This is a genomic window from Allobosea sp. 05T422_2 (assembly GCF_056396265.1).
Genome location: NZ_JBFTLD010000172.1, coordinates 1 through 13902 on the forward strand (window position 1 = coordinate 1; position 13902 = coordinate 13902).

Here is a 13902-nt window from a genome sequence, read left to right on the forward strand (position 1 = left end):
GTCGTCAAGATACTCGGGAGTCGTCAAGATACTCGGGAAGCAGGACACCCTGCCGACGGTCTTCACTCTCAACGAAGCGCTTCATCTAAGCTCCMGGAGCATCACCTCCAGGAATCCTAGCCGACTCGGCTCTTTTCACACAGCCTCCACCCGAGGCGGCACTTCGGGATAGACGACGCGAATGATCAGGCCATCGGCCTCCAGCTCGCGCAGCTGATTGGTGAGCATGCGCTGGGTCACCTGCGGCATGCGCTTGCGGATCGCGTTGAAGCGCATCGTCCCGTCCATCAGGAAATAGAGGATGATGCCCTTCCACTTGCCGTCGATCAGGGCGAGCGTACTCTCGACCGGACAGCCCGGCAGGCAGTTCAGGGTCTTGTGGCGCGCCCGGCGCATGACGGTATCCTTTTCGATACTATATGCGAAAATTGTGCGTTCTTGCGATGAACGAGTGTATCTCTCATCTCAGAGCTCCCGCAATCAAGGAGCCCGCCATGCGCGCCATCGGCTATCGTAAATCCCTCGCCATTTCATCGGCCGAGGCCTTGCTCGATCTCGATCTGCCCGAACCTGTGGCAACCGGACGAGACCTTCTCGTTGCGGTGAAAGCCGTCTCGGTGAACCCGGTCGACACCAAGGTGCGTATGCGCAGTGAGCCGAAGCCTGGCGATACCAAGGTCCTCGGCTGGGACGCTGCCGGCATCGTCAAGGCGGTGGGGCCCGAGGTGACGGGCTTCAAACCGGGCGATGCGGTGTTCTATGCCGGGGCGATCGATCGCCCCGGCAGCAATGCCGAGTTCCATCTCGTCGATGAGCGCATCGTCGGGCCCAAGCCCACCACACTCGGCTTCGCCGAGGCCGCTGCGCTGCCGCTGACCGCGATCACCGCCTGGGAGACCCTGTTCGACCGGCTCAAGGTCAAGGATCCGGTGCCCGGCGCGGCCAAGGCGATCCTGATCATCGGCGGAGCCGGCGGTGTCGGCTCGATTGCGATCCAGCTCGCGCGTCAGCTGACCGATCTGACGGTGATCGCCACCGCCTCGCGCGCGGAGACGCAGGCCTGGGCGCTGGAACTCGGGGCCCATCACGTCGTCGACCATACACAACCGCTCGCCGCGCAGGTCACGGCACTGGGGATCGGCGCGCCGGGGCTGGTCTTCTCGACGACCCATACCGACACGCATATGCCGGCGATCCTCGAACTGATCGCACCGCAGGGGCGGATCGCACTGATCGACGATCCAAAGGCACTCGATGCCATGCCGCTCAAGAGCAAGAGCCTGTCGCTGCACTGGGAGATGATGTTCGCGCGCTCACTGTACCAGACGGCGGACATGCAGGCACAGGGCGATCTGCTGGCGGAAGTCTCGCGGCTTGTCGATGCCGGCAAGGTCCGGRCCACGCTGAGCGAGAGTTTCGGGACGATCAACGCCGCCAATCTGAAGCGGGCGCATACCCTGATCGAGAGCCATCGCGCCAAGGGCAAGATCGTGCTGGAAGGTTTCTGAAACGAAGAAGGGCCGCGCCTTGCCGGCGCGGCCCTTCTGTCGGACATCAAKGGCGATCAGGCGAGCGTGTAGGCCGTCTTCACCGTGGTGTAGAATTCCCGGGCATAGGCGCCCTGCTCGCGCGGGCCGTAGCTCGAGCCCTTACGTCCGCCGAACGGCACGTGATAGTCGACGCCGGCGGTCGGCAGGTTGACCATCACCATGCCGGCCTCACTGTTGCGCTTGAAATGCGTCGCGTGCTTCAGCGAGGTCGTGCAGATGCCGGCGGCAAGGCCGAACTCGGTGTCATTGGCGATTGCCAGCGCCTCATCATAGTTCTTGGCGCGGATCACGCTCGCAACCGGACCAAAAACCTCTTCACGGGAGATGCGCATGGCATTGCTCGCCTCGGTGAACAGAGCCGGCTGCATGTAGAAGCCGGGGCTCTCGCGCTTAAGCACTTCGCCGCCCCAGGCGAGCTTGGCACCCTCGTCCTTGGCGATGGCGACGTATTTCAGGTCCTGGTCGAGCTGGCTCTGATCGACGACCGGGCCGATATGGGTGCCGGCCTTCAGGGCATCGTCGACGACGAGGCCCTTCATGCGCTCGATCGCAGCCTCGACGAAGCGATCATGGATGCCTTCGGTGACGATCAAGCGCGAGGAAGCCGTGCAACGCTGGCCGGTCGAGAAGAAGGCGCCGTTGACCGCGGTCTCGACCGCGAGCGTGAGATCGGCATCGTCCAGCACCACGAGCGGGTTCTTGCCGCCCATCTCGAGCTGAACCTTCTTCATCGGGTTGGAGGCGATGCAGGCCGCCGCAACCTTGCGGCCGGTCGAGACCGAGCCGGTGAAGCTGATCGCATGCACATCCTTGTGCTCGAGCAGCGCCTGCCCGACCACCGAACCGCGCCCCATGACGAGGTTCAGCACGCCCTTGGGCAGGCCGGCGCGCTGGATGATGTCGACCAGCGCCCAGGCCGAGCCCGGAACGAGATCGGCCGGCTTGATCACGACGCAGTTTCCATAGGCGAGCGCAGGGGCGATCTTCCAGCCCGGGATTGCGATCGGGAAGTTCCAGGGCGTGATCATGCCGATGATGCCGACCGGCTCGCGCGTGACCTCGACGCCGACGCCCGGGCGAATGGAAGGGATCGCCTCACCGGCAAGGCGCAGGCATTCGCCGGCGAAGAAAGCGAAGATCTGGCCGGCACGGGTCGCCTCGCCAATGCCTTCCGGCAGCGTCTTGCCCTCTTCCCGCGAAAGCAGGCGGCCAAGCTCCTCCTTGCGAGCGAGGATCTCGTCGGACGCCTTCTTCAGGATCTCGTAGCGCTCCTGCGGGGTCGTGCGGCTCCAGGCCGGAAACGCAGCCTTGGCAGCCGCGACGGCGTTGTTCAGGTCCTCGACCGAACCCTGGGCATATTCGCCGACAACGTCATTGGTGTTGGAGGGGTTGATGTTGCGCGAGGCGTTCGAGCCGCCCACCCGTTCACCGGCGATCAGGTTCTTGAAAATCTCAGTCATCGCAGCCTCTCGACCAGTCGGAAGAATTCTCGGAGCCGGTGTTAACGCCTTTGTCAGGCGAACGCCATTCGTCCCGGTCATGGCTCACCGGCGCGTCAATCCGCATACAGTATGCAGAGAGTTTCTGTCGAGACGATCGACGCGCCGAGGCCGGTGCGAGGGGGCCGGGGCGAGAGGGCCGGGCAGCCCGATCGCGGCGGGGGAGGGCTCACTTCTCCTTGATCGACAGCCCGTTCTTTCCGACCGAGATCTGGACACCATCCGGCTGCTTCTTCTCCTCGTAGAGGGCATAGCCGGTCACGGCGAGGCCAGCGACCAGAATGGCGACGAGCAGCAGAAGCGTATTGCGGGAGGTGAACATCAGCGATCCTGTGGTCCAGACACAGCGACGGGGCGGCAGCCGGTCAACGTTTCGCGAGCGCCTGCGGTTCCACCTCATCATTCCGTGATCGGCATTGCCTTGCGGCTGAAAGGCGTGAAGAGTTCCCGGAGCCCCGGCACTGAGGAACGGACGCCTCAAAGGCGCGTTCCCCCAATGACGAGGACGGCGGCGTGCATGGAAGGAGAGGCGACAATGGTCGAGACACCGCTCCAGCAACGAATTTGGACCGCCCTCACCGATCACACGATCTGCATGGTGTCGACCATCGTCCGCGGTCGGATCAGGACCCGGCCCATGTCGGGGCATGTCGATCGTGAAGAACACCGCATCCTGTTCGTCACGCACAGCCATACCGGGCCGGTCGAAGAGCTCGATGCCTCGCAAACCGCCTCGATCGCCCTGAGCGACGAGAACCACAATTTCTATGCGACGATCGAATGCCGAGCCGAAYGGCTTGATGACAACCACCTGCTCAGGAGAATCTGGAGCCCGTTGGTTGGAGCCTGGTTCCCGAACGGCCCCGACGATCCGGATGTGACCTTGCTGGCCCTGACGCCGGTCTCGGCCGAGATCTGGGACGGTCCATCGAGTGCCGTCGTGATCGCCTTCAAGCTTGCCACGGCCAAGATCCTCGGGCGGGCGCCGGATCTCGGCGTCAACACCACGATCGATATGCGCTCAACCGGCGGATCAGCCGGCGGAAGGGGTGCGAGCACTGGCGGGCTCCGCCCTTGCCATGCCCTGTCCGGCAAGGGCGAGCGAAAGACTCGACCACGCGATGCCGAGGCACCAGCCGGCCAGCACGTCGCTTGGCCAATGGACGCCCAGATAGATCCGGCTCACGCCAATCAGCAGCATCAGGACCCAGGCCAGCCCGATGCTGAGCCGTGTGATATCCCGATGCCGGGACGCCAGTCCGATCAAACCGGCGATGCCGAGCAGAACAACCGCCGATAGAAAGGCATGACCGCTCGGAAAGCTCGCAGTGAAGACGATTGCACTCGGCTCGACGACATCGGGGCGCGCCCGGCCGATCCCGATCTTCAGAAGCGTGCTGACCAGCGTTGCCAGCACGACATTGACGACGAGTGCGACGGCAAGGCGTCGATAGCCGGCAAGCCAGAGAGCGAGCGTCGCGGCGAGGGTCATGAAACCAAGCCCGACGAAACTGCCGAGCCCGCTGATGTCCCGCATCATCTCGGGCAACCATTGCGGCCCGATCGGCGTGGCCGGATCCCCAGCTTGCCGGAACAGCAGGATGAGGCCGGTATCGAAGGCGAAGGTGCGGCCGGACATGATGAACAGCGCCAGGCTGAGAAAGGCGAAGGCGGCCGCCAGAGGGACAAGAATGCGGGGATGAAGCGGCATCGAAATCCTGAATGATGGCAATCGACCGGAGGAACGTGTCTCTAGCCGTGCGCCCGACCCGGGGGCACCCGGCAAGCGATGATGCGCACCGCCTTTGGCAGGAGGCGATAGCGGAGCTCGCCGGCCTTGCGCTCGACCTCGCCGTCAAAGGTGATGTGACCGCGCTTCTTGTCGCGACGCGTCAGCGTGACTTCGTCACCGGTATAGGAGGTCAGGTTCTGGGACGAGCGCCAGTGCCCGGATGCGACCGACAGCGCTGCCTTGGTGCGAGAGAGAAGGCCGCCCGCATTGAGGATATGAACCTCGAAGACGCCGCCATCGAGCTTGCTGCGACGCCATTCGGGCCCATCGAAACTATTGATGGTGACAAGAACGGCATCGGCCTCGACCTGGCGGCGCTCCTGGCCGATCCGGATGTCCACGGTGATCGCCCGGGTGAACAGGATGGAGCGCGTCGCAGCGACCGCAAAGGCGACCGCGCGGCTGAAGGGGAAGCGCCTGCGCGCATATTCACGCTCGCGCGCCATCAGGCTGAAGAAGCCCATTCCCGAGATCGAGTGGAACAGCCGGTCGTTGACGCGGCCGATGTCCATCGTCACCGGCACGCCCGTGCAGAGCGCCTCGATCTGGCCCTCCAGCGTCCCGATGAGGCCGAGATCCCGCCCAAGGATATTCACCGTCCCGAGCGGGAGAACCCCTACTGGCCGTCCGGCCTGCAGCAGGACCGGCAGCACGCCGTTGATCGTGCCGTCGCCACCGGCAATGACGGGGGTTGCCGCAGCATCGGCGATCGCCGTCGAAAGCGCATGATGCAACTCGCGCGGCGGCACGAGCCGGACCTCCGCCTTGCAATCATGAGCATGGAACGCGGCCTCGATCCTGGCCGCGAAGGCCTCGGGCCCTGCGGCCAGCACGGTTCCCGCCCGCGCATTGACGATCACGATATGGCGCATGACGCCCTGATATCATCCCATCCATGCCGGAGCCCAGGCCAAGGCATTTCACAATGCAGCGGCCCGCTCCGCGCGCCACTCAACACGGTCTTTCGTCACAATCATGGCAGTTGCCGCGTCTTCGACCTCTTCGGTCGTGACTTCGAAATGCTGAAGCGAATGGGCTCCGAAGGAATTGAGCATCGCGACGTCGGTCGCGTCACGCCCCCGGGCGATCACGATCCGGCCGATGCGGCGGGCATTGTGACGCGCATCGAAGGTGTACCAGCGACCACTGAGAAAGACCTCGAACCAGGCGTTGAAATCCATTGGGGCCGGGTCCTTCGGCACGCCGATATCGCCGAGATAGCCGTTGCAATAGCGGGCCGGGATATTGAGGCAGCGGCAGAGGGTCACGGCAAGGTGGGCGAAGTCGCGGCAGACGCCGATCCGTTCCTCGAAGGCCTCCGCCGCAGTGCGCGTGTTGCGCGCATAGGCATAGCCGAAGGTCAGGTGATTATGGACGAAATCGACGACGGCCTGGACACGCTGCCAGCCCGGAGGGATCTGGCCGAAGAGCTGCCAGGCGCGATCCCCGAGCTTGTCGGTTTCGCAGTACCGGCTGCCGAGCAGATAGATCAGCACCTCGTCGGGCAGCTCGGACGGTTGCGCTTGCCGCGCCGCCGGATTGAAAGGATCGGGCTCGCCGGAATCATGGAGAAGTCCCGCTGAACTCAGCCGGATCCCGCCCGCTGGGGCGACAAGCCGGCGGCAGATATTGCCGAACGGGTCGCGATAGCGCTCGACTGGAACATGGCGACGTGGATCGACCAGGGAGACCGCGGTCATATCGTCTTGGCGGATGACATCGTGCTGACGGGAAGGATGCACATCGAGCATCGTCAACAGCGGCAATTCCTGCTGAGAGACGAGTTCGATGCGATAGCCGTAACGGATCTGCATGAGGGGCTCCTGGCAGGAACTGGGCCGTCTCAACAGGCCGGCGGGCAGTCCCACACGTGCCGGCGATGACGGAAAGGCGCTGTCAGGATGACGCGCGATCAGCGAATTGGTTCCCGAAAAAGGGAAGGAGTCGGGCCTCCAAACGGAAGATGCGGGCCTTTCGGCCCGCATCCCGCCGTCACGACGGTTCGGCTGGGGGGATAGCAACCGCCGCGACCTGCAGCCGGCGGTGCCTACATCATCCAGTAGGGCATCGTGCCGTAGTAATCATGCACGCGCTTGCCGTAATTTCTGTCGTCCCAGTCGGGCTCGCCTTCGCTGTCATACATCGGCGCCGCCTCGAGCTTCTCCTTGGTAAGAGGCACGACATAGCCACCGCGATTGGTGTCGTAGTCGAGCACACTCCAGGGGATGGGATGGTATTTTTCACCCAAGCCGAGAAAGCCGCCGAAGGACATGATGGCGTAGGCGACCTTGCCGGTCTGCTTGTCGAGCATCACGTCATAGATCTCGCCGAGATGATCGCCCGACGCATTGTAGACGCTGGTTCCGGCGACACGTGCACCGGCAATGAGCGGGTTCCCCGTGGTGGCAGTTGCGGTCATTGGAGCCTCCATTGAACGGCTACGCGGTGGCTCGCACCGCAGTCTGCCGGATCAACGCCGGGGAATCCGGAAGGTTCCGGGCAAAAGCCGAACCACTCCACTCCCTGTGGAAGACAACCCTGGGTATCTCCGCTCCACATGGCGAAGCCATAAATGGAACATTAATCCTTTGTCATGGTTGCTATGTCGCGCGATGTTGGTTGCGTCGCCCGTTACGGATCGTGTCTCGATCCTTTCGGGTGCGTTTCCATATCGAATGGAGCGGTTCGGACTGTGCATTAGGCCTGTCGATTGCATCCTGGGAGTCAAGACAATGAAGAAGCTTCTCATCCTCGTCGCGGTCGCGGCCTCGCTCGGTGCCTGCACGCAGCGCGAGCAGAATACCGGAACGGGCGCCCTGATCGGCGCTGGCACGGGTGCACTGATTGGTGGCCTCGCCACCGGCCGCGCTGGTGGCGCGCTCGCGGGCGCTGCAATCGGCGGTGCTGGCGGCGCCATCATCGGCTCGGCCACTACACCTGACCGTGTCTGCTACGGTCGCGACGAATGGGGTCGCCGCGTTCGCTATGCCTGCTGAACCGTTCAGCAGCTGAAGATGGAAAGGCCCGCATTCGCGGGCCTTTTTCATGCGCCGCTCAGACCGCACCGTATGGGCCGAAGCGACCAATGAAGCGGTGGCGCCCGCCAGGATAGAGCAGGCGAACGGCCGTCACCGGCTGGTTCTGATTCCAGGTGCGGCGCTCGACGAGCAGGCATGGCTCGCCCTGCTCGATCTCCAGCAACCCCGACTCCCGTTCGCCCGCCGCCACCGCGCTGATCGCGTGCTCGGCCTGCGACCAGAGACTGTGTTGCAGCAACCAGTCGCCGGGAGGCGTCGTCTCGAATCGTTCGGCCGCGGCTGCGGGCACGGTCGCGAGATGAATCACCCGCTCCTCCAGCACATGCGGCTGCCCGCCGCTGCGATGCAGGGTCACGAGATGGGCCACCTGTTCCGAGCGCTTCAGTTCGAAGCGCGCAGCGACTTCAGGCGAAGGCCGTGCGTCCCGCCGCGACAGAATCTCGAAGGAATAGTCCTGCCCGAGCTGCCTTACCTCGTCGGGTATCGACAGGATGTCGAGCATGGCATGGCTTGCCGGCGGGTTCGCCACGATGGTGCCGGACCGCCGGCGCCGCGTGATCAACCCTTCGCGCGCCAGCTGCACCAAGGCGCGATGTACCGTCATGCGCGACGCGCCGAGCCGCTCCATCAGAGCGTGCTCCGGCGGCACCGCCGTTCCCGGAGGCCAGGCCCCATTCAGGACGAGATCCCGGATGGCACGGCGGATCTGGTCATAGACCGGGCCCGTGCCATCCAGCTTTACAGCCTCGATCCCGTTATCCGACATGACGACCCTTCAAGGACTCAGGCAAGCAGCCGACGCATCGTCGCGGCGAATCGGCTCGCGACAGCGGCGCGTGCGACATGGCGACCTTCGCTGACAACCTGCCGCCCGCCAACCAGGACATCGCGCAAGGGTAAGGCGTTGGCAGCGAAAATCGCGCTGTCGAGCACCGCCTCGCCACGCTTTCCGACCAAGGCAGGATGATCGGGATCGAGCGAGACGAGATCGGCGCGCTGGCCGACCGCAAGGCTTCCAATGGCACGGCCGCAGGCCTGCGCGCCGCCGACACAGGCCTTTGCCCAGAGTGCATGTCCCGTGGAGGCGTCGGCATCCGCCAGCAAGGCACGCCCGCGATCGCGCAGGCGCTGGGAGTATTCGAGTTGGCGCAGCTCGGCGCCGGCATCGATCTGGATGTTGGAATCGCTGCCGACACCGAAGGCCCCGCCAGCGGCCACGTAGCGCACGCCATCGAAGATGCCATCGCCCAGGCTAGACTCGGTGATCGGGCACAGTCCCGCGACAGCGCCGCTGCGCGCGATGGTGTCGCGCTCCGCATCCGTCAGATGGGTGGCGTGGATCAGGCACCAGCGCCTGTCCAACGCAATGCTGTCCGTCAGGAACTCGACCGGGCGACGCCCAGTGATCTTCAGGCTGTCCTCGATCTCGCGCATCTGTTCGGCGACATGGATGTGGATCGGTCCATCAGGCGCCAGGCCAAGCAGCCACTGCAGATCCTCAGGCGAGACGGCGCGCAGCGAATGCGGCGCGACGCCGAGCCGCGAATCCGGCAGAGCGCCGATCGCGACAGCGCTCGCCTCCATGAGCCGGGCAAAACTGTCGCGATTATTGATGAAGCGACGCTGGCCATGGCTCGGGGCCGCGCCGCCGAAATTGCCGAAACGAYAGAGCACCGGCAGCAGGGTCAGGCCGATGCCGGTTTCCTCGGCTGCTGCCGCAACCGCCAGCGCCATCGCCGCGATATCGGCATGCGGCTGGCCGTCCTTGTCATGGTGCAGATAGTGGAACTCGGCGAGCGCGGTGAAGCCGCCCTCCAGCATTTCGACCATTGCCTGCGCCGCGATCGCCTGGACGTCGTCGGGATCAAGCCGGTCGAGGAAGCGATACATCACCTCGCGCCAGGTCCAGAACGAATCCGCCGTGGCGCCCCGCCGCTCAGACAGGCCCGCCATGCCGCGCTGGAACAGATGGCTGTGGAGGTTCGGCATGCCAGGCAGCGTCAGCCCGGCCAGGTGCAGGGCACCGGCCGGAGCAACCTCTCCCACGCTCATGGAGGTGATTGTCCCCTCCGCGATCGTGAGCGTCACGTTGTCGGCAAAGCCCTCCGGCAAGAGTGCCTGGGCGAGATGCAGGGTCGGGTATTGTGTCACGCTGGCTCCTCGCTCGATTTGCATATGCAAATGACACTTGCTAATTGCATATGCAATTGTCTAGCATAGTCGGATCGCAAACGAAGTCGAGAGGATGCGGATGGCCGCGGAACCTTCCCACTGCGACAGGATCTGGGTGAATGCCCGCCTCGCGACCATGGCGCCCGGCGCCGGCCAGCCCTATGGCGCAGTCGAAGACGGGGTCGTAGCGGCCCGCGACGGCCGCATCGTCTTTGCCGGCCCGCGCAGCGAGGCACCAACCCTGGACGCGCGCGAAACCGTCGACTGCGGCGGACGCTGGATCACACCGGGCCTGATCGATTGCCATACCCATCTCGTCTATGGCGGAGATCGGGCACATGAGTTCGAGCTCAGGCTGCAGGGCGCGAGCTATGAGGAAATCGCACGCGCCGGCGGCGGCATCCTCTCCACCGTCAAGGCCACGCGCGCTGCCAGCGAGGCCGAGCTCTTCGCCAGCGCCGACCGGCGCCTGGGCGCCTTGATCGCTGAAGGCGTCACGACCGTCGAAATCAAGTCGGGCTACGGGCTCGAACAGCAGGCCGAGCTGAAGCAGCTTGCGGTCGCACGGCAGCTCGGTCGCGAACGGCCTGTCACCGTCCGCACCACTTTCCTTGCCGCCCATGCCGTTCCGCCGGAGTTCACCGGCCGCTCCGGCGACTATGTCGACCAGATCACCGGGCCGATGCTCGACGCCGTGACCGCGCAGGATCTTGCCGACGCAGTCGACGTGTTCTGCGAGGGCATTGCCTTCTCGCCCGAGGAAACGGCCAGGGTATTTACCGCAGCCAGGGCCAAGGGGCTGCCGGTCAAGATCCATGCCGAACAGCTTTCCAATCTCGGCGGCGCCGCACTCGCGGCCGAACATGGCGCACTCTCGGCCGACCATCTCGAATATCTCGACGAGGCGGGCGTGATCGCCATGGCCCGGTCCGGAACGGTCGCCGTCATCCTGCCGGGCGCCTTCTACTTCCTGCGCGAGACGCAGAAGCCGCCGATCGACCTGCTCCGCAAGCATGGCGTTGCAATTGCGCTCGCGACCGACGCCAATCCCGGATCCTCGCCGCTGACCTCGCCGCTGCTGGTCCTCAACATGGCCTGCACGCTCTTCCGGCTGACACCCGAAGAGGCGCTGGCCGGGCTGACGCGCCATGCCGCCAAGGCGCTCGGCCTGCAGGACKAGATCGGCACGCTCGAGGCCGGCAAGCGCTGCGACCTCGCCATCTGGGAGATCGAGCGCCCCGCCGAACTCGCCTACCGCATCGGCTTCAACCCGCTTCACTCCCGCATCTGGAACGGCCAATGACCGCAACATTCTCCCTGAAGCCGGGCGAGGCCGCCCTGAAGCAATGGCGCGCCGTGATTGACGGCACCGCAGCCAAGCTGGATGGCGCAAGCGGGGCAGCGATCGCCTCCGCCCAAGCGATCGTCGACGATATCGTCGCCGCCGGAACCGTGACCTATGGCGTCAATACCGGCTTCGGCAAGCTCGCCAGCGTGCGCATCGCCGATGCCGACCTGGCAACCCTGCAGCGCAACCTGATCCTCTCCCATGCCGTCGGCACTGGCCCTGCCCTGCCGGACCGGATCGTGCGCCTGATCCTCGCCATGAAGGCCGCGAGCCTGGCGCGCGGGGCCTCCGGCGTACGCCCCGTCGTGGTCGAGGCGCTGGTCGGCGCGCTCGCCTCCGAGGCGCTTCCGGTCGTTCCCGCCAAGGGCTCGGTCGGCGCGTCCGGCGATCTTGCGCCGCTTGCCCATCTCACCGCGGCGCTGATGGGCGTCGGCGAGATCAGGCTGAAGGGCGAGACGCTTCCCGCAGGGGATGCCCTGGCCCGGATCGGCCAGAAGCCGCTCGAACTTGGGGCCAAGGAGGGTCTTGCGCTGATCAACGGCACGCAGGTCTCGACCGCGATCGCGCTGACGGCGCTCAGCGACATCGCCCGCGTCTTCGATGCGGCGCTGGTCACTGGCGCACTCTCCGTGGATGCGCTGAAGGGCTCCGACACGCCGTTCGACCCTCGCATCCAGGCGCTGCGCGGCCAGCCCGGCCAGATCCGGGTCGCGCAAACATTGCTCGCGCTGATCGCGAAGAGCGAAATCCGCGACAGCCATCGCTTCGGCGATACCAAGGTCCAGGATCCTTACTCCCTGCGCTGCCAGCCGCAGGTGATGGGGGCCGTGCGCGACCTCCTCGCCAATGCCGCCGCAACGCTTGCGATCGAGGCCAACGCGGTCACCGACAACCCGCTGGTGCTGGGGCCGGGCGAAATCGTCTCGGGCGGCAACTTCCACGCGGAGCCCGTCGCCTTCGCCGCCGACATCCTCGCCATGGGGCTGTGCGAGATCGGCAACCTGTCCGAGCGGCGCATGGCGCTGCTGGTTGACCCCGTGATGAGCGGCCTGCCTCCCTTCCTGGCCCGCGATGCCGGGCTGAACTCCGGCTTCATGATTGCGCAGGTCACGGCAGCCGCGCTGGCATCGGAGAACAAGCAGAAGGCCTATCCCGCCTCGGTCGACACGATCCCGACCTCTGCCAATCAGGAAGACCATGTCTCGATGGCGACGCATGGCGCCTATCGCCTGCTCGACATGGCCCGGAACACGGCCAGCATCATCGGCGTCGAGCTGATGGCCGCGGCGGAAGCGATCGAGCATCATCGCCCGATGAAGACGAGCCCGCGGCTGGAGCCGGTTCTGGCCCTGGTCCGGCAGCGTATCGCGCCGCTCGACGCGGACCGCTACCTTGCCCCCGACCTTGCGGCGGCGACAGAGCTGGTGCTCAGCGGCGCGATCAGCGATGCCGCCGGGCTCGACAGCTTCGCGGAGTTCTCGGCGTGATGAGCATGAACCCTTCCGAGATCGTCAACGTCACGCAAGGCGCCGGTCCGCTGGTCCTGTCGATGCCGCATCCCGGCACTGGCTTGYCGGAGGAGGTGAAGGTGGCGCTGAACGAGACGGGTCGTTCCGTGCCCGACACCGACTGGCATATGCGCCAGCTCTATGCGTTTGCCGAGCGCTTCGCACCGACGATCGTCGAGGCCGGGCTGTCGCGCTATGTCATCGACCTCAACCGCGATCCGTCCGGCGTATCGCTCTACCCCGGACAGGCGACGACGGAACTCGTGCCGACCACGACCTTCGACGGCGAGCCGATCTGGGCAAAGGCGCCCGACGAGGCCGAGATCGCGCGCCGTCGCGCCGCCTATTTCCAGCCCTATCACGACGCACTCGCAGCCGAGATCGAACGGGCCAAGGCCGCGCATGGTTTCTGTCTGCTCTGGGACTGCCACTCCATCAAGTCGGTCATTCCACGCCTGTTCCCGGGCACGCTGCCGCTGCTCAATCTCGGCACCAATTCCGGTGCGAGCTGCGCACCTTCGGTCCAGCACGCGGCCGATGCAGCGCTTGCCGGCTCGGGCTTCAGCCATGTCAGCAATGGCCGCTTCAAGGGCGGCTGGATCACCCGGCATTACGGCCAGCCGGCGCGGGATGTGCACGCGATCCAGATGGAAATCTCGCTGAGCGGCTATCTCACCGAGGAGACGCCGCCCTGGCGCTTCGACACGCCTAGGGCCGCCCAACTGCAAACCGCCCTCTCCGCCATCATCGAAGCCGCGCTCGAAGCGGCCAGAAAGCTGAAACCCTGACCCTGATCGGGCGGAAACAACGCATTCCGCATGTCCCGATCACGGTTTGAACGGAGCCATTCATGACCCGCATCGACAATAGCCGCGTCATCCGCAGCCCCAGGGGCAGCGAGCTCTCCGCCAAGAGCTGGCTGACCGAAGCGCCGCTGCGCATGCTGATGAACAATCTCGACCCCGACGTCGCCGAGAAGCCGGGCGAGCTCGTGG

The 13902-nt window shown here is 65.4% G+C and carries 14 protein-coding genes and 2 pseudogenes; 7 read left to right on the top strand and 9 right to left on the bottom strand.

Translation table 11 applies throughout. From position 1 onward, the window contains the following. Window positions 1-144: 144 nt before the first annotated feature. Window positions 145-396 (bottom strand): annotated as a pseudogene (locus AC1DJT_RS24345) (winged helix-turn-helix transcriptional regulator); the annotation flags it as partial. A gap of 98 nt (window positions 397-494) precedes the next feature. Between AC1DJT_RS24345 and AC1DJT_RS24350 the strand changes: the two are divergent. After that, entirely contained in the window at window positions 495-1508 is a 1014-nt protein-coding gene (locus tag AC1DJT_RS24350; RefSeq protein WP_476835039.1) for a zinc-binding alcohol dehydrogenase family protein, read from the top strand. Window positions 1509-1564: 56 nt separating this feature from the next. Here AC1DJT_RS24350 and AC1DJT_RS24355 read toward each other — a convergent pair whose 3' ends face one another. Continuing rightward, window positions 1565-3010, bottom strand: a complete 1446-nt coding sequence (locus AC1DJT_RS24355) for an aldehyde dehydrogenase family protein (protein ID WP_441506093.1) — start codon at window positions 3008-3010, stop codon at window positions 1565-1567. Window positions 3011-3218: 208 nt separating this feature from the next. Next, window positions 3219-3371 (bottom strand): hypothetical protein, encoded by a 153-nt coding sequence (locus AC1DJT_RS24360; protein WP_441490044.1) that lies wholly within the window; start codon window positions 3369-3371, stop codon window positions 3219-3221. A gap of 213 nt (window positions 3372-3584) precedes the next feature. Between AC1DJT_RS24360 and AC1DJT_RS24365 the strand changes: the two are divergent. Beyond that, window positions 3585-4028, top strand: a pseudogene (locus tag AC1DJT_RS24365) (pyridoxamine 5'-phosphate oxidase family protein); the annotation flags it as partial. Window positions 4029-4082: 54 nt separating this feature from the next. Here AC1DJT_RS24365 and AC1DJT_RS24370 read toward each other — a convergent pair. From AC1DJT_RS24370 to AC1DJT_RS24385, 4 genes are all read right to left on the bottom strand, one after another. After that, entirely contained in the window at window positions 4083-4760 is a 678-nt protein-coding gene (locus AC1DJT_RS24370) for a phosphatase PAP2 family protein (protein WP_441506092.1), read from the bottom strand. 41 nt (window positions 4761-4801) lie between these two features. Next, window positions 4802-5713: a diacylglycerol/lipid kinase family protein gene (locus tag AC1DJT_RS24375; RefSeq protein WP_441506091.1), complete on the bottom strand. Its 912-nt coding sequence runs from the start codon at window positions 5711-5713 to the stop codon at window positions 4802-4804. 48 nt (window positions 5714-5761) lie between these two features. Next, window positions 5762-6655: a transglutaminase-like domain-containing protein gene (locus AC1DJT_RS24380; protein WP_441490048.1), complete on the bottom strand. Its 894-nt coding sequence runs from the start codon at window positions 6653-6655 to the stop codon at window positions 5762-5764. 233 nt (window positions 6656-6888) lie between these two features. Continuing rightward, window positions 6889-7260, bottom strand: a complete 372-nt coding sequence (locus AC1DJT_RS24385) for a PRC-barrel domain-containing protein (RefSeq protein ID WP_441479701.1) — start codon at window positions 7258-7260, stop codon at window positions 6889-6891. Between the two features lie 313 nt (window positions 7261-7573). Here AC1DJT_RS24385 and AC1DJT_RS24390 point away from each other — a divergent pair, with 313 nt between their 5' ends. Beyond that, the gene (locus AC1DJT_RS24390) at window positions 7574-7837 is read left to right on the top strand and encodes a glycine zipper domain-containing protein (protein ID WP_069877583.1); all 264 of its coding nucleotides are present in this window, start codon (window positions 7574-7576) and stop codon (window positions 7835-7837) included. Window positions 7838-7895: 58 nt separating this feature from the next. On the opposite strand, the gene AC1DJT_RS24395 is transcribed toward AC1DJT_RS24390, so the two are convergent. Further along, entirely contained in the window at window positions 7896-8645 is a 750-nt protein-coding gene (locus tag AC1DJT_RS24395; RefSeq protein WP_441490049.1) for a UTRA domain-containing protein, read from the bottom strand. Between the two features lie 17 nt (window positions 8646-8662). Beyond that, window positions 8663-10030 (bottom strand): formimidoylglutamate deiminase, encoded by a 1368-nt coding sequence (locus AC1DJT_RS24400; RefSeq protein ID WP_476835040.1) that lies wholly within the window; start codon window positions 10028-10030, stop codon window positions 8663-8665. Between the two features lie 100 nt (window positions 10031-10130). Here AC1DJT_RS24400 and hutI point away from each other — a divergent pair, with 100 nt between their 5' ends. From hutI to AC1DJT_RS24420, 4 genes are all read left to right on the top strand, one after another. Next, window positions 10131-11354, top strand: coding sequence for an imidazolonepropionase (gene hutI / locus AC1DJT_RS24405; RefSeq protein ID WP_476835041.1), 1224 nt, complete (start codon window positions 10131-10133; stop codon window positions 11352-11354). Further along, window positions 11351-12886 carry a histidine ammonia-lyase gene (gene hutH, locus AC1DJT_RS24410; protein WP_441506088.1) on the top strand — a complete coding sequence of 512 codons (1536 nt, stop codon included), beginning with the start codon at window positions 11351-11353 and terminating at the stop codon, window positions 12884-12886. Before hutI ends, hutH begins: the two co-directional genes overlap by 4 nt. Continuing rightward, window positions 12886-13695: an N-formylglutamate deformylase gene (gene hutG / locus AC1DJT_RS24415; protein ID WP_476835042.1), complete on the top strand. Its 810-nt coding sequence runs from the start codon at window positions 12886-12888 to the stop codon at window positions 13693-13695. Before hutH ends, hutG begins: the two co-directional genes overlap by 1 nt. Window positions 13696-13757: 62 nt before the next feature. Further along, window positions 13758-13902: hypothetical protein (locus tag AC1DJT_RS24420; protein WP_476835043.1), on the top strand; the 145-nt coding region annotated here is incomplete at its 3' end.